This window comes from Bacteroidota bacterium, assembly GCA_034439655.1.
GTDB lineage: Bacteria > Bacteroidota > Bacteroidia > UKL13-3 > UKL13-3 > CANJUD01.
Genome location: JAWXAU010000133.1, coordinates 1 through 19,475, shown reverse-complemented (window position 1 = coordinate 19,475; position 19,475 = coordinate 1). Strand labels below are relative to the sequence as shown.

Below are 19,475 nucleotides of genomic sequence, written 5' to 3'. Positions count from 1 at the left end.
GTTGCCAAAAGGTAAAGCCTACCTTATAAGATAAACATAATTTATCCCGATAAATCGGGAGGGAAAAGCTGACTGGAGAGTCGGCTTTTTTATTTAATGATTGAATGATTTATTCCGCCGCGGCGGAGAATGATTGTATTAAGCGGTTAAGTTTTTGGAAAGTTCTAAACTTTCCAAAACTTAGTGACTTACCTTTGCGAGCTTTAAAATAAAATGAAAAAACTGATATATATAATAACAATACTATTGCTGTGGAGTTGTGGTGAAAAGAATGAGCAGCCTAAAATGAATTCAGAAGCACAGTTGTATTTTGATAGTGCGATGATGCTTACTGCAACTGAAGGGATTGGATCTTATGATAAAGCCATTCAATTGCTCGATAAAGCTACCGACCTGGACACGAATTTCACTATGGCTTACTGGGAAAAGCTAACACTACTGGGAGATTTGAAGCGGTATGATAAAGCACTAATTACTGCACAGCATCTCATTAGAGCCAATTCCTCCAATCCCGATATTTATGTGCGAGCAGGTATGATGTGTTATAGACTTGGTGATTCCATTTCAGCCAATAAATACTATAATACAGGTTTGGAATTATATAATAAATATTTCGACACACTTTCTACCAAGAGCGAAAACTATGATATGCTATTAATGAATAAAGGAATTACTTTGGTGCTGCTAGGAAAGGACAAAGAAGGAAATGAGGCACTCAAAAATATATATAATCGGCAAACGGACAGCACGAATAAAAAAGCGTTGCTGGGCTTTATGAATAAGAGTAAGGATGAGATTTTGGATACGTATCAGCCGAGGTGAGGGGGCAGGCGTAATGAGTGTGTACGGTAAGAGCCATTCGGCGTCAGCTTCCTTATCCTTTCGCACTATTTGGTTTTCCTTTTAATTAAATTATTTCCCAAAAAGCTTTGCTCAACAATAGATGCAAACTCACGACCTACGGGTATTTTAATGTCGTCGGATAGATAAAGATTGGAGCCATCGTACTTGATTATTTTTTCGATATTCACTATATAAGAACGGTGGCAACGCACAAATATTTGTTCGGGAATTTGCTCCATTAAATTTTTTAAATTTACCAATACCACCATTTTCTTTTCCATAGTTTTCACATTCACAAAATCGCTCATGGCTTCTATATAATATACTTCGTGGTGGTTGATGCGAACAAATTCGGAATTAGTTTTTACTACAAAAAAATCCTGGGTGTTAGCTGGAGTAGGGGTGAGGTTCTTGAAATGCTCTTGTATTTTAATTATAGTTTTGGTGAATCGGCCAAGTGGAATTGGTTTAGTAATAAAGTCGAAAGCCTCTACATCAAAACCTGTTGCCGCATAAGTAGGGAAACTTGATATGAAAACAGTGATAGGCTTTTGTAGTAAAGTATTGTAAAACTCGAAGCCATTTAAGCTAGGCATTTCCACATCGCTGAACATTACATCAATTTTGTTTTCGCTAAGGCAACGCAGGGCAGCCAATGGCTCTTCGAAAGTGCCCACGATTTCAAAATCGGGAAAGGACGCAAGATAAGTTTCAATTATAAGTCTATCTTCCAATTGGTCGTCAAGGATAATACATTTTATGGTTTCCATTGTGGCTTCAAAAATAAGGCATTTTCCGTTCACCGACTTTTTTAATACGTTGGCCGACGATATCGTGCAGGTGCTTGGTATTGTTGAGTTTTGAGTGTTTTTAATACGCAATTTTGTATCAAATAACACACAAACAAGAATAATTACGACAATGAAAAACTTTATCTCAACCCTCCTCATCCTGCTTGCATTGGCCGCAGTGGCACAATCGCAGCCCTGCACTCCTTCTTATTCTACCGGCACAGTTTACGGCGATTATATATCACGTGTAAAACTGGACTCGATAGATAACCAAACTTCTGGCTTAGCCAATCCTTACTATCATTTTTATTCAAATATTTCAACTACATTAAGCAGTGGCCAAACTTATTATATAAAAGTGGCACCCGGCAGTTGGACAGGAAGTGGCAACGATATAGCAGCATGGATTGATTATAATGCCAATGATACTTTTGAAGTTGGTGAAAAAATTGGTCAAGCTAATAATTTAGCGGCACTTACGATGGATAGTTTTAGTTTCACGGTGCTTGCCAATACTGCACCGGCAACCGTGAAATTGCGTGTGCGTGAATCGTATAGTGATGCAAATATGGGTCCTTGCAGTGCTGGTAATTATGGCGAATGCGAAGATTATATCATTCATATTATAAGTACAGGGGGCAATGCGGGTGGTGGAAATGGCGGCGGCGGAAACGGTTCTGCTCAAGTCTGCGTCCCTTCCTATTCAACAGGAAGTATTTATGGCGATTATATATCTTTTGTAAAATTAGATTCAATCAATAACCAAACGGCAGGACTGGCCAGTCCATTTTATAGTTTCTATTCAAACTTATCCACTACTTTATATAAAAATCAAGCATACTATTTGAAAGTGGCAGCGGGCACTTGGACTGGAACAGGCAATAATATAGCAGCATGGATTGATTATAATGGAAATGATACATTTGAAGCATCGGAAAAATTAGGTCAGCTTAATAATATGGCTGCTTCAACTTTGGATAGTATAAATTTTACAATTCCTGCAAATACTGCTAACAAAGCTTTGAAAATGCGTGTGCGTGAATTATATAATGGACTAAATATGGATCCTTGTACCGGGGGTGCTTTTGGAGAATGTGAAGATTATACAATCTATGTATCTAATGCGAATAATGGTGGAGGAAATGGCGGAGGAGGAAACGGGAATGGTGGCGGTAATCAACCTGTAAGTATTGTTGCGACAACTGGAGCACAAGGCCCAAAGTTATATAATACTTTAAAGGAAGCTTTTGATTCAATTAACAGTGGTTATCATACGGGAAGTATTATATTAAATATCATTGGCGATTGTAATGAAACAGATTCTTGTGTTTTGAAATCGAGTGGAACAGGCAATGCAAATTATACCTCCATACTTGTTAAACCTAGCGGCGATACCACACGCACTATTACCATGAATAGCAACAGGGCATTGATACAATTGAATGGGGCCGATAATGTTACCATCGATGGACTGAACACCAATGGCAATAGCTTGATTCTGGATAACCAAAGCACAGGAAATGTAGCTACAGTTGTATTATTGATGAATGATGCGACATCAGATACCATTAGAAATTGTAAGCTTAAAGGTGCTGTTGCAAATATTTTGGGTGGTGTAGTTTCTATCTATAATACTTATTTGAATACAGGAAATGATAACAACGCTATTGTAGGTTGTGATATTGGAAGTTCAGGAAATAACAAACCTTATTTTGGAATTTATAGTGGCGGAACAGTGGGCAAAGCAAATGATGGGATTTTTGTAGATAATTGCAAGATACACGACTTTCAAGCCTATGCCTTATATTTTGTTAATGGAGGCAATAACTGTACTATTACCTCAAATAAAATATACCAACCCGATACCACAGCCGGCAGTAACTATGCTGTGAATATAAATGGGGGTACAGGTCATACTGTGAGCTATAACATAATTGGGGGCAATGATTCAGCCAATAGTGGATATTGGGTAATGAAAGATGGTGGGGCTTATTTCTGTGGTATTAATATTTTCTCGCAGGTAGGAAGTAAACCTATAAAAATTGAAGGAAATATCATAAAAAGAGTTTCCATATATGATATAGACGGAGGAGGTTTTTGTGGTGTAGCAATCAGAAACATTAGTACTACTTATGTAACTTCAAATGATATTGGTGAGTATGCAAATATATTCAGCATACAGAGCATAGCAAACACACCTGTGCGAGGAATATCTACTTATGGTTATAATAGAGATACGCCAGTATATATACACGATAATTATGTAATGAATATGACGAATCAGAGTGCAACATCAAATGTACAAGTAATTGGTATTGTTCACGAATATTTTGGTAAACCTATCATTACCAATAATTATATATATAAACTCACCAGTTATTCAACTACCGATAGTGACGAGCCTTACTATGCGGGCACTGCTGGTATTGTTACATTTTGTTTTGGAGACGGACAGGTGATTAATAATAACGAAGTGAGATATTTGAAAAATCTGTCGTCAGCAAATGTGAGTGCATCCGTAATTGGAATTGGCGAAAGCAGGTTCGGTAGTGGAAGCGGAAGTGTTGCAAACAATAAAATATCGCAACTAGAAAACCGTGCGACCGGAAACTATTCTCAAATTATTGGTATCTATACTTTGGATAATACATCCCCAGGTTGGAAAGTTTATAATAATATGATAAATATCACCAATAGTGCTTATACAAATGGTGTAACGATTCACGGTATATTGTCACGTGGGTATAGTGATACTTTAAATGTGTATTATAATACCGTATTTATTGGTGGCTCATCTACTTCTACCAATAATTCTTATGCATTTTGTCATTTGAGTAATGCTTCTATCATACTTCGGAACAATCTATTATATAACAAACGTACAGGTTCAGGAAATAATTTTGCTGTTGCCAATATATGGGATACTACCGGTTGGTTAACCTTAGGAGGTAACTACAATTTATTTATCACCGCCGATTCTACCAAAATAGGTCGTTGGTACAATTCAGTACTTGACTTTGCACATTGGAAAACCCGCAGTAGGGGCGATGCTTCATCGTGGTCAGCTACAAGTGATGAAGTGAATTCAGATAGTTTGTTTACAACAACCGGCGGTTCATCTTTATATATCAATAACAATAAAAAAGCTTGTTGGTACGTCAATGGTAAAGGTGTTGCAGGAACTTTGTCAGCTAATATTAATACTGATTTAAGTGGCGATGCACGAAGTATCATACATGGAATGGGGACTGATATTGGGGCAGATGAGTTTGTGCCAGTAAATGGAGTAAATCCTCCTGATTTGAGCATTACGGGTAGTCACCAAACAGGTGGTACAGAAACCTTCAGTTTTGCAGGACGTGTATTAGCTACAATCACTTGGGGGAATGCGGGAAGTTTGCCTGCCTTCAATGCAAATAGTGTAAAGTATTATAGTGGTAAAAATCCAAATAGTGCCCAAGCTGGAAGCAAATATGCAAATGCGTATTGGTACATAGAACCAACAGGTGGCAATGGATTTAGTTATGATATCACTTTGAATTATGATGATGCTCTAACAGGAAATATTGTTGCTGAAAGTAATGTGCGTTTAGCCAAAAAGCCTTTTGGTGGAAACAACTGGACAAGTTATGATAATTGTAATTTGAATACCAATTCTAATACTTGTCAATATGGTAGTTTAAATAGTTTCTCAGAATTTACTTTAAATGATAATAGTACACCACTGCCTGTTACTTTATTGAATTTTGCAGCACAGAAAAAGGACAATGATATCTATATAAACTGGGATGTGGTGAATGAACAAAATTTCGACCATTATGAAGTGGAACGTAGTTTTGAATCTGATAATTGGGAATATATCGGAGAGGTTGCATCACTCGGTTTACAAAATAAAAATACACAATATAATTTGTTGGATATGGATTCTAAAGCCATCGTTGAAAGTTCGAAATATAAAGTATACTATCGCCTAAAAATGGTTGATTTGAATGGTGAATTTTCATATAGTAAAATAGTTTCTATATTATCTAATACTTCCAATGATAATATAGCAGTATATCCAATGCCATTTACTTCTAATATTATCATATCAAATACAACAAATGTGAATGAACAAACAAGCTATATCATTACCGACATAGCGGGCAAAACTGTTGTGCAAAACACAATTCATACCATTGGAAATAGCTTTACTATTAAGGGTCTTGAATCTTTGCCAAGTGGTATCTACATGATATCAGTTGCCTCGGGAACTCAAACTTTCACATCTAAACTTTTTAAACAATAGTCGTAATTGTTCATGGTGTCAGGTATCAGGATTCGGTGTTTACTTTCGCAAGCGTACTTGCACACCTTTGCCCAACCACCTAATGGCCCCATTTGCCGGGGCGAACTTAATCCTATTCGTCGGAGCGAACCATATACCACTTCCTATTATATATTTGCAGCATGAGGCTTATCAAGTTTTTTATTTTCAGTATATGTTTTATCATAACATCTTCTGGGTTTGCACAAACAGATATACAACGGTTGGATAAAATATTAGAACAGGTGAAACAGACGGTAGACGCCAATCCCGCAAAATGTTTAGAACTTTGCAATGAGGGATTAAAAATAAATAAACAGGTGGGCCTGGCAAAGTTTGACGGCAAGTTTTATGGTTATTTGGGAATATTATACCAAGACCTTGGCAACTATCAAAAAGCAGTGGATTGTTTGCTGAAGAGCAGAAAAGCAGCTTTGGAATCGAATGATCAACAGGCATTGATATCGGCAGAAGTGAATATTGGTGGTGTATATTTTTATGAAGGGAAATATGAGGAAGCACTGAAACAATTTATTCATGCAGGCGAAATGGCTCGGAACTTTAAAGATTATACACAAGCAGGAAGTATAGTAGGAAACATTGCTGCGATACACTTACAACTGAAGCAGTATGATAAGGCTTTAGCATATTTTCAATTGGCCGAAAAAGATTTCATTATTTCACATGATTCGGATATGTTGGCCACAAACTATCAAAATGTGGGACAGGTTTTATCACAAACATTTAGATATGATACTGCTTTGAAACTGTTACAGGTAGCTTTGGATATTGCTAAAAAGAAACAAAATGAAACCATACAAGCCCGTATCAATATCAATATTGGGTCAATATATATAGAATTAAAACAATATGGCAAAGCTAAAATATATATAGAAGAAGCTTTGGCCTTGCATGAGCATCAAGGAGACAGTAATTATTTGGTGGATGCCTATTGCAATTTATCGGAAGTGAATAGAATGTTGGGTCAAAAAGATATAGCTTTGGATGCAGGTAAACATGCGTTTGATATTGCAAGCCGTCTTCGGTCAAACCATTGGCTGCAAATAGCTTGTGCCAATTTGGATAAAGCATATTCAGCCTTTGGTGATTATAAGAACGCTTATCAGTATGGACAGTTATCGGCGGCGTATAATGATTCGATATTGAATGAACAAAAAACCAAGGAAATACAAAAACTACAAATAGGTTTTGAAACGAAAAAAAAAAGAACAAGAAATAGCCAAACTTAATAATGAATCTGAATTAAAAGATAAACAACTATGGCTGATTATTGGCAGTGGGATTATTATAGTATTGCTTATTTGTGTAGGCACTTTTGTATTATATAAAAACAAAAGAAAAACCGAACTATTGAATACCAAACTGATGAATGCAAATACCGTAAAAGACCGTATGTTTAGCATTATCAGTCACGATTTGCGAAGTCCATTAAACAGTTTGAGTACGCTCTCATTCTTGTTGGACCACAAAGCCCTAAAGCCTGAGGAATATGAAGTAATTAGTCAACGTATCAAGGTTTCATTATCTTCAACCGATTTGCTATTGGACAATATGTTGCTATGGGCTGCTTCGCAAATGGATGGCGTAAATATCAAAAAAACAACATTCGATTTATATGATATTATAGAAGAGGTAAAAGAACTGTTTGCCCAAAGTTTACAACATAAAAATATACATTTTAATAATCAAATTAAGCCTAAGTGTGATGTAGAAACTGATGCCAATATGATAAGGATTGTGGTGAGGAATATTATATCCAATGCCATTAAGTTTACACCAAAAGGTGGGAATATAGCTATTGCTTTTCAGCGAGGTTGTATCACTATAACCGATACAGGAGCTGGCTTGCCACAAACTATTATGGACAAACTCAACACCCCTGACAGTGATTTATCGCTTGAAAGCAATACCGGTACACAGGGCGAAAAGGGAACAGGTTTGGGTTTATTTATTTGTAAAGAATTGATGAATAAAGTTGGCGGAAGTTTGAAAGCGGAGATTGATGAAGGAGGTGGGAGCAAATTTAATATTGAATTGTAATTTGGTAATCCGTTTATTAATAGTTACGTTTGCTTTAATTTAAAGTCGGATTTTAAAATCATTATAATGCTCACATGAAAGTATATTTGTCAGTATGTTTATTGTTCTTATCGCTCCATACTTTTAGTCAAACTGCAAATAAGGATTTAGCTTCCTTTAAATATAAGAATAGTGTACAGTTTGAATTGGGTGGGCATGGTTTGGTTTATTCATTAAACTACGAGCGTAAACTTATCAATCGAAATAAATTTAAAACAACAGCACAAGTGGGCTTTTCTTATTATCCTGCATTTACAGGTATAATCAAATTTTGGATGCCAATAACTATTAATGAAATATATTCTTTTAGCAAAAAACACCATGTGGAATTTGGTGCAGGATACACTTTTACTTACGAGAAATTTAATAAACCCAATGACGATGAAAAAATGAGTTTTTTGGCATTCAGACTAGGTTATCGTTATCAATTTAATGAAGGGAAGTATACATTTAGAGCAGCATTTACCCCACTTGTCGAACTACACACAAAGCCTATTAATAGCAATGCTTTAATGTTATATAAAAGGGTTATCTATTTTCACCCTTTGGTTGGAATTGCTTTCGGATATAATTTTTAGACATGTGTATAAACTTGGATTAAGGTGTTAATTCTTTTTGCTCGATTAAATAACTTCATATATAATTTTCATCATAATTTTGTAACCATTGTATAAGGTTAAACAATTTGGTTATGAATGAATATTTGACACTTTCTGAGGCTTCAGAACTTATTGGCAAAAGCAAGGAAACATTGAGAAGATGGGATAGAGAAGGTAAATTATCAGCTGTGCGGGAACCTATGAGTAATTATAGAGTTTACAAAAGAGAACAGGTGGAAACTTTATTTGCAGATTTTATTGTGCAAAATATTGATAGCACTTTTTCGAATTTTGTAGAACCAGATAAACAATATTCAGTATTGGAGTTATTTGCGGGTGCAGGAGGTTTGGCTATTGGTATGGAAAAAGTAGGAATAAAATGCGTTGCATTAAATGAGATTGATAAATGGGCTTGTCAAACGTTGCGTAAAAATCGTCCAAATTGGAATGTTTTGGAAGGAGATATTAAGTCATATAATTTTTCAAAGTATTATAATAAAGTAGATGTAGTCACAGGAGGATTCCCATGTCAAGCATTTAGTTATGCGGGAAAGAAGCTAGGATTAGCTGATGCGAGAGGGACTCTATTTTATGAATTTGCTAGAGTTGTTAAAGAGGTTAATCCTCCAATATGTATTGGTGAAAATGTTCGAGGCTTGTTAAGTCATGAAAATGGTAAAACATTGCAAGGAATGATTTCTATATTAGATGAGATTGGTTATAAGGTTATGCCAGTTCAAGTTCTGAAGGCTATTCATTTGAGAGTTCCCCAAAAAAGAGAAAGATTAATTTTAGTAGGTATTAGGTAAGATATTAATATAGATTATCAATACCCAAAACCATATCAGAAAATATATAATTTAAAAGATGCATTAAAAAAGGGAGAATTATACAGTTGCAATGTCCCCAAATCACAGGGAGCAAAATATCCGAAAAGTAAAATAGATGTTTTAGATTTGGTTCCCGCAAAAGGTTATTGGCGTGATTTGCCATTGAAAATTCAAAAGCAATTTATGGGTGGTAGTTTTTATCTTGGAGGAGGGAAAACTGGAATAGCAAGAAGAATAGGATGGGATGAGCCGTGCCTTACACTTACCTGCAGCCCAGCACAGAAACAAACAGAAAGGTGTCACCCTGATGAGACACGTCCGTTTACGGTTCGTGAATATGCACGTATTCAAACTTTTCCAGATGATTGGCAGTTTGAAGGCTCGATGGCACAACAATATAAACAAATTGGGAATGCAGTTCCTGTTAACCTAGGAAAAGAGGTTGGTTACTCAATTGTTAGTTTTTTAAATAAATATTATAGCTTATCAAAACCTAAATAATAACTATAATTTTCAAAAGTTATTTGATTTAAAATACTTCTTTTAGTTACTTTAACTTCTGTTTTAATTTCGTCTAATGCTGAATTTTCGAAAATAGTTTTATCAATTTTTATTGAATTTAAATACTCTTTTATAGCAATAGGAAGAACTTTATATAATTGAAAAAGTGCATCATCTTGTTTTGAAACTAAAGCATAAAATTGATCACCTGAAATTTTATATACTCTGCTATGCCCATATTCTTTTCCGTTTATATCTCCTTTCCATAATTCACAAAAACTATTCTTTGCTAAAATTTGAACCCAATAGCAGTTTGCTTTTTTGTAATCATCTGCATAACGAGCCAATTTTTGATGTAACGCTTCCGCAGAACTACTATTCATGGTATTATGCTTGTTCTTTATGTCAGCAATAATGTATTATCTTTCGCTTTAATATCAAAGCCATTCAAGTTTCCAATCTCAAAACCCGGTACTCCACCTAATATTTGTTCGTGAAATGTTCCTATAGAATTATTGATTGATTTGTCAATCTGCCTTAAGACTTCGGCTTGAATGAGGCTTTCTTCATTAATATTATTGAATGTGGCATCAAATGTTAGTTTAATAGTATCGACTTTGCTACTATATAAACTCTTTTTAGTAACATTGTTTTTTGCCTTAAGATATACATTGTGAAGATTAGCAATACAACTTAGCAAATGCTTGTCAGAAATAAAACTAACATATTTATTATTCATTTATAACCCTGTTTTTTATGTAGGAATGTTGGTTTACTAAAGAGTAATTGTATAAATGGTTAACCTAAAACAACCCATTAATTTCACCCTCCACCTTGCTTATAATGCCACCCAAATCTTCTTGGTTGTCTACAAAGTTGAGGTTGTCGATATCAATTACGAGCAATTTATTTTTATAAGTACTAATCCAAGCTTCGTACCTTTCGTTGAGGCGTTTTAAATAATCGAGACGGATATTGTCTTCATAATCGCGACCACGTTTTTGTATATTATTTACTAGTGTAGGAATGGTGCCACGCAAGTATATCAGCAAATCAGGAGGTTTGATAAACTGGTTCATAGTTTTGAACAATGACTGATAGTTTTCAAAATCGCGAGTGCTCATCAATCCCATGGCGTGCAGGTTGGGAGCAAATATAAAAGCGTCTTCGTATATGGTGCGGTCTTGTATGATAGTGGTTTCGCCATCACGGAAATGTTGAACGGTGTTAAAACGGGCGTTTAAAAAATAAATTTGCAGGTTGAACGACCAACGTTGCATATCATCATAGAAATCGGAGATATAAGGATTGTCTTCCACATCCTCGAAATGAGGATCCCAGTTATAATGTTTTGCCAAAATGGTGGTGAGTGTGGTTTTGCCTGAGCCAATATTGCCTGCGATTGCGATATGCTTGTTCTTTTTTGCCATGGTATTTATTTGAGAAGGGTATTATATTAAAGGTACATTGCACTTTTCACCGCATCGATGGTGCGTTTTATGCTGGGTAAAAATATTTCGACAAATGTAGGTGCATAACCCAAAGGAACATCAAGTGTGGTTATTCTTTTTACAGGGGCATCTAAATAATCGAAAGCCTGATTTTGTATCATATAGGCAATTTCTGCGGAGATGCTTGCCAGTGGCCAAGCTTCCTCAACTATCACCAAGCGGTTGGTCTTTTTTACGCTTTCTATAATAGTATTATAGTCGATAGGTCTAACGCTGCGTAGGTCGATCACTTCCGCATTGATATTGTCTTTCTCAAGTTCGGCAGCGGCACCCATAGCTATCTTCATCATTTTGCCAAAAGAAACGATAGTAACATCTGTTCCCACTTTTTTAATAAATGCTTTTCCAATTTCCAACAAGTATTCTTCTTCGGGCACTTCACCTTTGTCGCCATACATTTGCTCACTCTCCATAAAAATTACAGGGTTGTTGTCTCTAATGGAAGACTTGAGCAAGCCTTTGGCTTCATAAGGATCGGAGGGGACTACTACTTTTAATCCAGGAGTATTAGCATACCAGTTTTCAAAATTCTGTGAATGCTGTGCACCCAATTGACCTGCTGAACCTGTTGGGCCACGGAACACGATGGGGCAACCAAATTGGCCGCCGCTCATGGAGAGCATTTTGGCTGCAGAGTTTATAATAGGATCAATACCAACTAGGGAAAAGTTGAAGGTCATAAATTCCACAATGGGTTTAAGACCATTCATGGCTGCACCCACGGCAATACCTGCAAAACCAAGTTCAGCAATGGGGGTGTCAATAACTCTTTTGGGGCCAAACTCATCGAGCATCCCTTGACTTACTTTATAGGCACCGTTATATTCGGCTACTTCTTCACCTATTAAAAACACCTTGTCGTCTCTACGCATTTCTTCGTTGAGGGCTTCACGCAAGGCTTCACGAAATTGTATGGTTCTCATTTCTAAAATTAGCCGTCAAAATTAGGCAAGGAAGTCCAATTTTGATGACAGGATTTTATATATATTTATAAGTCACCGTTTAATATGTTAATTAATTATAAATCAAGGAATATTCGTCAATTAATTTCGATGGAAAATATTTCAAAAAAACAATTTATCTGAAAATCACGTAAATAAAAAAAATGACAATACGGAGGGTACAAAATGTAGTTGGTTATTAAAGAATGTACCTACCTTTGTCTTGCCTGTGGATTTGCCACGGGCAAAAGGTTTAAGTTTGTTTTCATAGCGGTTAAAGCCATCCCTCGGGATGGCTTTAACCGTTTATAGCGGTATATAATAAATAAGGTTTATGCCGAGAAGCACCGTTAATTTGCACCATGTTTCTGCAGTTTCAATCAAAGGAAGTTTTCGTTAATGATATTAAAATACACGTCGAGTTTAAGAGCAACCAAAGTTCCAAAAATATTCTTTTTATACATGGCCTAAGTAATTCATCATTGGTTTGGCATCCCTTGGTTTCGGATTTAAATGCCGATGCAAATTATTATATGATAGATCTTCCGGGTTGCGGGCAATCTCAGGCAAGGATGTATGATTATGATAAAGCTTTTTATATAAACATTATTGAGGGTGTTTGCAAAAGTTTGGATTTACAAAATATAATATTGGTGGGGCATTCAATGGGCGGACAGATAGCTACCCATGTGGCTTTGAATGAGGAATTAGGAATTAAAAAATTGGTATTGTTGTCGTCGGCAGGATTTGAACAGTATCATTTTCATGAGCGTAAGATGTTTGAATTTGCTGGTGTTGGCATGGATTTTTTTAAGGGCGGACATAGTTATTTGTCGCAGGTATTGCACCAGAGTTTTTATAATTTGACTAATGAGAACAAAGAAGTATTGGATAAAATATTAATGCAATTTCGCAATGTAGATCCACAAACTTATCAGCACATGCTTTCACAATCCATCAAATATATGTGCGAAAACGATTTGCTCGAAGCTACTTGCAAAGTGCCAACATTATTGGTGTTTGGTAAAAATGATGAAATGATACCTAACAGAATGCTGCACCCCTTTCTCACTTTAAAACATATAGCAGAAGACTGTGCAAAAATATTTCAAACTAATAAATTGGAAATGCTTGAACAGTGCGGACATTTTATACATGTAGAAAAATATAAAGAGGTGGCAAACCTGATGCGTTTATTTTTGTTGAGTTAATATATCATATATGACTTTAAAGGATCGATACTCAAAAATACTTGCTTATTTTGCCGAACATAACCCCAATGCAGAAACGGAGTTGATGTATGATAATCCTTTTCAGTTGATAGTGGCCGTGGTACTTTCAGCTCAATGCACCGATAAACGAATTAATATGGTTACGCCCGCCATATTCAGGGATTTTCCGACAGCCAAAGAAATGGCTGCAACCAATTTCGATGAATTATTTCCTTATATAAAATCGGTGAGTTATCCCAGCAATAAAACCAAACATTTGCTTGGTTTGGCTCAAATGTTAGAGTCCGATTTTAATGGTGAAATCCCTTCGCAGATTGATGATTTGGTAAAGTTACCTGGTGTAGGTCGTAAAACTGCCAATGTAATAGCATCGGTTATATATAATAAACCCGCAATGGCTGTCGATACGCATGTGTTCCGTGTTTCAGCAAGGTTGGGATTAACAGTGGGAGCAAAGAATCCCTTACAAACCGAGCAGCAATTAATTAAGAATATACCCGATAAATTAATTCCCCGTGCCCACCATTGGCTTATATTACATGGACGTTATGTATGCGTAGCACGAAATCCAAAATGTGATATTTGTGAATTATCGGCATATTGTAAATATTTTGAAAAGGAATTCGCAAAAGCGAAATAATATATATTATATATGGAAGTAAAACCAAATCCACAGGACAGTAAAAATAAGAAAGAACAGGTAGAAGAAATGTTCGATCAAATATCGGGTCGTTATGATTTTTTGAACCGTTTTTTGAGTATGGGAATTGATAGAAGTTGGAGGCGAAAAGCAATAGATGAATTGGTAGAAACGAAACCAAAAATGTTATTGGATGTGGCTACTGGCACGGGCGATTTTGCGATTGAAGCCTTAAGACTAAACCCTGAAAAAATTATAGGTTTCGACTTGTCGGAAGGAATGCTAAAAATATTCGATAGGAAAATAGCCGATAAAAATTTGAGAAGTATGATAGAAACTATCAAAGGTGATTCAGAAAATATGCCTTTTGCTGATAATACTTTTGATGCAGTAACGGTTGCTTTTGGAGTTCGTAATTTTGAAAATCTATCTAAAGGTTTGTCAGAAATATATAGAGTCTTGAAACCCGGTGGTAAATTAGTAGTATTAGAATTTTCGAAACCATCTAAATTCCCAGTAAAACAATTCTATCATTTTTATTTCAAATATATATTGCCTTTTTGGGGCAGACTTATTGCAAAGCACAAAACAGCTTACAGTTACTTACCAGCCTCGGTGCAGGCCTTTCCTGAGGGGAAAGATTTTTTGGCATATTTAGAGAAATCCAATTTCAAAAACTATAAGCATCGTCCGCTTAGTTTTGGAATTAGTAGTATATATACTGGGGTGAAGTAATTTACGATGTGTGATGTACCTCGCCGCGGCGAGGTACGATGTAAGAATTGCGATTTTAAAAATGCAAAATAACAGATCTTCTAAAATCAAATTCGCCGCAGCGAATTCATTCCTTGTTCTTAAATTAACAATATATAATATAACTACTCACTATTAGTTCGCCGCGGCGAATCACTATTACCTGTTTACTATTATATATTCATTATCGCCATCACTTCGTCGCAATTATCATATATTAAATAAATTCCTATACCTGCATATACCATACCTGTCACTCGGTTCACAAACTTAAACACTGCTGGTGTGAAAAATTGTTTTACTTTATTTGAGAAATAAGCAATTGTAGATTCTGTAGTAAAAATAGTTAACAGTACTACCAAATAGAATATAAAATTTTCGAATCCTGTATGGTTTACAAATGGGTATATAATACTTGCAACCCCAAGCCACGCCAAAAAGTTAACTGGGTTTATGATGTTCATGAATACACCTGTGGAGAAAAAAAACAAAAAATTACCAACTCTACTTTGTGGGGCTTTTATAGTTTTTTGCTTTTTAAAGAAACTTCCGAACCCTAATAATATTAAAGCAAAACCGCCCACAAACCCCAATACGGGTTGATATTTCTTTATTACGTCGGTTAATATACTGCTACCACCTACTGCTATCAATATCATAATACCATCACTCACCAAAACTCCAAAAGCAATATTCATAGCCTTTCTGTAACCGTGTTCCACACCAGTTTGTATCAAAGAAAAGAACACAGTTCCAAACCCCCATGCGAGGACGAAACCTGTTGCCAATCCAATCAATATAGTGTCAAGCATAAAGCTATTTTGTGATTTTGAATTTATATTATTTCTGCTGTGTCTAATTTATTTTATGATAATATCATAACTCAGTATATATAATATTATTTAAGTAGACCCAATATATTTCGTACGCCTTTTTTTTTATTTTCGATAGCTATTCCAATACCACCTTGTGCATACCATGCACTCCAACTTGTTTTAGGGGTATTATTCAGTATTTCTCCATTAGCTTTCCAGTGTGTATTCGATAAGTCGTAGCTGGCACCGCTACGGGCAAATATACAAAACCCTTTTCTCATATAACGTAGGTCTATTAGAGCATCAACCATTAGTGCGGGATTTGATATTTCCGTCATCGTAGGTTGTTTGCCTGGGTTTACCACCGTTAAATTATTACTATATCTATATATTTTTAATTTGGTTTGGTTATATAAGATACCATATCCAATGGTCAAGCTCAAGTGTTTGCGTTTCTTCAATAAATCAATACCAACATGGCTCCCTATTTGCCACGATTTAAGCACCACATCCAAGGTGTCTCCTATGCTCTGCCTATTGGGCGAAATAAAATTCACATAGTTCTCGCTCATTCTCACTTTTGACTTACTTTTCTTTTTTTCATTAATATTGGTTGAAGCAAAGCCATAATAAGTGATCGGCTTTGTGATAGTTGTTAAGCCAGTTGTATTATAGAAATCGTGCAGAGGTTCTTTGAAAGGAGCTGTGATACCATATCCAAAAGTAGTGGTGTTCCATCGTTTCTTTTTTTCTACCGTTTCAAAAGCCTTTTCGATTGATTCTTCTACAATAGCTTCTGCTTCTTGTTTTTCGAATTCGCTATAAGGTTTATATATGAATATATATATGTATTTTGTTTTCAAAGTATTTATAATAGTATCGTCTCCTTCAAGTTTTATTAGCGTGATACCGGGCTGCAATAATTCTTTGGTTTCTATAAAGTAATCGGTGATAATTTCAAATTCCGTATTTTTATAATCATCTGCTTTATCCATATATAATATAGGAATAGATAGCACTTTATTGGCTAGTTCGGGCTTTTGTTGCATGCGGTAGGCAAGGCTACGGAAATAATAAAACCCACACCATTCCTTGTCTTTTTGCAAGTTAATATGGCAGCGTCCGAACTGTCCATAAATGTTTCCTTGATTGGTAGCTATTATTTTATCCAGCTCTGCTGCCATGCGTTCTTCACGATATATATCCCCTTGAGGCAAATTGGCCAGATCATCAAATTTTTGGTATTCTTCTATACTTTGTATAGCCATTTCCCATTTGTCGAAATCTTTTCCTAGCCATGTTTTATAACTACTTTTCCAACGTTTGTAATGGTCCACAAAATTTTTCAAAAATAGGTATTGATTGTAATACCTTTCTGTTTGTTCCGTGGTCACCGTTTCATAAGTTTCATCATATTCATATTTATGGCTACTTACCAAATCCTTTTCTATATAAGCATCCATAAATCGCAGGGCTTCTGTTTCAAAACGCATCGAGTCATGCGGGGCAGTCCCTTCAGGTATAAGCATCGTTAATATTTTGATACCAAATTCAGGTTCACGGTCGAATTCAACGCCAGCCATTACAAATTTTTTATCATCGGGTTGTGCTAACCAATATTCTCGCAATTCTTTGAGCATCTCTTGGTTACTTGGATAGGTATATTTTGATATCACATCCCAAGCAGAACTGTCGGCAGTTTGCAAATATTTGTTATGTAGCAAAGCACAACACCAGCCCATTTCGGCGATGAATACATTTACACCTGCTTTTTCGTGAAGATATTTAAATAGTTGTAATTTGAGTTTGGCGTTTATTTTACGGTAATTGTGATTCTCTCCTGTAAAAAATATTTTGTTAGCCTTGGCTTCTTCGTCCAAAATATTAAACCACGATTGGTCATACGCACTATCAGGTTCAAAATGTTTCCCTGCTTTAATACTCTCTAAAAACCCTGGCATGCTTGCCAACTCTTGCGAAAATGCCGATACAGATACAAGGCAAACCGCTAAGGTACTCAAAATTATTTTCATCGTTTGCGAAAGTAGGCACAAACTTTTGGCTTGCCAAAAAAGAGTGGAAGTATAAAGTATTGAATATAGTATCAAGTAGGAGGTCAAATACTTGCGGCTAACGAATAATCGGAACTTAGGTCTCTAAAACCAGTGCAGATAACCTACGTTAATTTAGGAGTTTTGGCGAATATTTCTTCTATAAGTCGGCTTATAGTCGCAGCATAATGGTGCTACTCGTACTTGCAATCTTATAAGTAGCGACTAACTATGCTCTATCACCCATTTGGCAACAGCAGGTCCTAATTCTTTTTGCGATTTACCGCCTACAAATACACCGATGTGTCCGCCGGGGAAAGGATAAGAGGTAACATCTTTACTACCTAGTTTGTCTTCAATTCCAAGGGTTGATTCATTGGGTATAATGTTATCCTCAGTTGCATAAACATTGAGAAAAGGAGCGGTCATATTTTTTAAATTAACTTTATAGGAGCCTAATTCAAATTCGCCCTTTACCAATTTGTTATCTCGGAATAAATCTTTAATGTATTTGCGGAACAACTCTCCAGGCATATCAGGACAATCGGCTTTCCATTTCTCCATACGTAGGAACGAAAGTATTTTTTCTTTGTCTTCAAGTGAGTCCATTAAGCCCATGTATTTGCTTACATCCATGCTGGGTTTAAGCATACCAAAAGCTTGGTTGAGCATTTCAGCAGGTATAATACCCAAGGTGTCAACCATTGTATCTACGTCTATATCTTTTGTCCAATTGAAAAGCATACAGGCATTTGTAGAAAAATCGTAGGGAGCTACATAAGTAGTAAGCGATTGTATTTTCTCTGGGAAAATGCTTGCATATATCATAGAGAAGGTGCCACCTTGGCAAATGCCCATTTTATGTATCTTATCATTGCCTGTGCTTTTACGCAAAAAGTTGATTGCATCGTCCATGTACCCGAGTATATAATCTTCCATCGTAAGATAGCGGTCTTGTTTGGTGGGGTAGCCCCAGTCCATTATATAGACATCCAAACCTTCGTCGAGCAATTTTTTCATCAAGCTTCTATCAGGCTGTATGTCCAAGACATCGTGGCGGTTGAGCATAGCAAACGATACCAATACAGGTATGGTCGATTTGGCTTTAGTATCACGTTGGTAGTGGTACATTTTTACCTTGTCGCTTTGCCATACCAAGTCTTTGGGTGTAGTACCTATTTCTACTTCGCCAATGTTTTGGAGGGTTTCGTAGCCCTTCATAATTTTTGCAGCAGTTTGACTCATATCGCCCATCATCTTCTGCACATCGAATAATTCTTTTATTTCACTCATAATTTGGCTGCAAAGTTACGTTTGATTAGGCTGAGTTAAAAGTAAAAGTTTTGAGTGGTTTTTGAACATTAGCTGTTTATGATTTTTATATATTTTTCTCTTTTTATTTTTTTCCAATTAACGCATTTTAATTAATACTATTTCTTAAACTACAATAGTTCTCCACCTGAGGCGGATTAGTTTGTAGAATGGTAATGCCGAACTACATCCCGAAAGCCCCGCTTAATCCCGATAATTATCGGGATGCGGGGGGATTAGTCCCTTTCTTT

Annotated in this window: 14 protein-coding genes and 2 pseudogenes; 9 read left to right on the top strand and 7 right to left on the bottom strand. The window is 35.9% G+C overall.

Translation table 11 applies throughout. From position 1 onward, the window contains the following. Positions 1–213: 213 nt before the first annotated feature. A complete protein-coding gene (locus SGJ10_09405; protein ID MDZ4758340.1) occupies positions 214–822 on the top strand; it encodes a hypothetical protein in 609 nt (202 codons plus the stop codon). Between the two features lie 65 nt (positions 823–887). On the opposite strand, the gene SGJ10_09400 is transcribed toward SGJ10_09405, so the two are convergent. Beyond that, positions 888–1,613, bottom strand: coding sequence for a LytTR family DNA-binding domain-containing protein (locus tag SGJ10_09400; GenBank protein MDZ4758339.1), 726 nt, complete (start codon positions 1,611–1,613; stop codon positions 888–890). 151 nt (positions 1,614–1,764) lie between these two features. On the opposite strand from SGJ10_09400, the gene SGJ10_09395 reads away from it, so the two are divergent. The 5 genes and pseudogenes from SGJ10_09395 to dcm all read left to right on the top strand — a co-directional run bounded on the left by SGJ10_09395 (position 1,765) and on the right by dcm (position 9,970). Further along, positions 1,765–5,922 (top strand): GEVED domain-containing protein, encoded by a 4,158-nt coding sequence (locus SGJ10_09395; GenBank protein MDZ4758338.1) that lies wholly within the window; start codon positions 1,765–1,767, stop codon positions 5,920–5,922. Positions 5,923–6,083: 161 nt separating this feature from the next. After that, entirely contained in the window at positions 6,084–7,190 is a 1,107-nt protein-coding gene (locus SGJ10_09390; GenBank protein MDZ4758337.1) for a tetratricopeptide repeat protein, read from the top strand. Further along, positions 7,150–8,001, top strand: a complete 852-nt coding sequence (locus tag SGJ10_09385; GenBank protein ID MDZ4758336.1) for a HAMP domain-containing sensor histidine kinase — start codon at positions 7,150–7,152, stop codon at positions 7,999–8,001. Before SGJ10_09390 ends, SGJ10_09385 begins: the two co-directional genes overlap by 41 nt. A 74-nt stretch (positions 8,002–8,075) precedes the next feature. After that, on the top strand, positions 8,076–8,618 hold the full coding sequence (locus SGJ10_09380; protein ID MDZ4758335.1) for a hypothetical protein: 543 nt from the start codon (positions 8,076–8,078) through the stop codon (positions 8,616–8,618). A 113-nt stretch (positions 8,619–8,731) separates the two neighbouring features. After that, positions 8,732–9,970, top strand: a pseudogene (gene dcm, locus SGJ10_09375) (DNA (cytosine-5-)-methyltransferase). Here dcm and SGJ10_09370 read toward each other — a convergent pair. From SGJ10_09370 to SGJ10_09360, 3 genes and pseudogenes are all read right to left on the bottom strand, one after another. Further along, positions 9,946–10,709, bottom strand: a pseudogene (locus SGJ10_09370) (Eco47II family restriction endonuclease). The pseudogenes dcm and SGJ10_09370 sit on opposite strands and share 25 nt — an antisense overlap. A gap of 64 nt (positions 10,710–10,773) precedes the next feature. Next, positions 10,774–11,400, bottom strand: coding sequence for a deoxynucleoside kinase (locus tag SGJ10_09365; GenBank protein MDZ4758334.1), 627 nt, complete (start codon positions 11,398–11,400; stop codon positions 10,774–10,776). A gap of 26 nt (positions 11,401–11,426) precedes the next feature. Continuing rightward, positions 11,427–12,404 (bottom strand): pyruvate dehydrogenase complex E1 component subunit beta, encoded by a 978-nt coding sequence (locus tag SGJ10_09360; protein ID MDZ4758333.1) that lies wholly within the window; start codon positions 12,402–12,404, stop codon positions 11,427–11,429. Between the two features lie 380 nt (positions 12,405–12,784). Between SGJ10_09360 and SGJ10_09355 the strand changes: the two genes are divergently transcribed. From SGJ10_09355 to ubiE, 3 genes are read left to right on the top strand one after another with little or no spacing between them, the layout of a single operon-like run. Then, a complete protein-coding gene (locus SGJ10_09355; GenBank protein ID MDZ4758332.1) occupies positions 12,785–13,633 on the top strand; it encodes an alpha/beta hydrolase in 849 nt (282 codons plus the stop codon). A 10-nt stretch (positions 13,634–13,643) separates the two neighbouring features. Next, positions 13,644–14,294, top strand: coding sequence for an endonuclease III (gene nth / locus SGJ10_09350; protein ID MDZ4758331.1), 651 nt, complete (start codon positions 13,644–13,646; stop codon positions 14,292–14,294). Between the two features lie 12 nt (positions 14,295–14,306). Beyond that, positions 14,307–15,029, top strand: a complete 723-nt coding sequence (ubiE, locus tag SGJ10_09345; GenBank protein MDZ4758330.1) for a bifunctional demethylmenaquinone methyltransferase/2-methoxy-6-polyprenyl-1,4-benzoquinol methylase UbiE — start codon at positions 14,307–14,309, stop codon at positions 15,027–15,029. 191 nt (positions 15,030–15,220) lie between these two features. Here ubiE and SGJ10_09340 read toward each other — a convergent pair whose 3' ends face one another. The 3 genes from SGJ10_09340 to phaC all read right to left on the bottom strand — a co-directional run bounded on the left by SGJ10_09340 (position 15,221) and on the right by phaC (position 19,206). Beyond that, a complete protein-coding gene (locus tag SGJ10_09340; GenBank protein MDZ4758329.1) occupies positions 15,221–15,859 on the bottom strand; it encodes a LysE family transporter in 639 nt (212 codons plus the stop codon). A gap of 86 nt (positions 15,860–15,945) precedes the next feature. After that, a complete protein-coding gene (locus SGJ10_09335) occupies positions 15,946–17,895 on the bottom strand; it encodes a hypothetical protein (protein ID MDZ4758328.1) in 1,950 nt (649 codons plus the stop codon). A 243-nt stretch (positions 17,896–18,138) separates the two neighbouring features. Continuing rightward, positions 18,139–19,206 carry a class III poly(R)-hydroxyalkanoic acid synthase subunit PhaC gene (gene phaC / locus SGJ10_09330; protein ID MDZ4758327.1) on the bottom strand — a complete coding sequence of 356 codons (1,068 nt, stop codon included), beginning with the start codon at positions 19,204–19,206 and terminating at the stop codon, positions 18,139–18,141. Between the last annotated feature and the right edge of the window lie 269 nt (positions 19,207–19,475).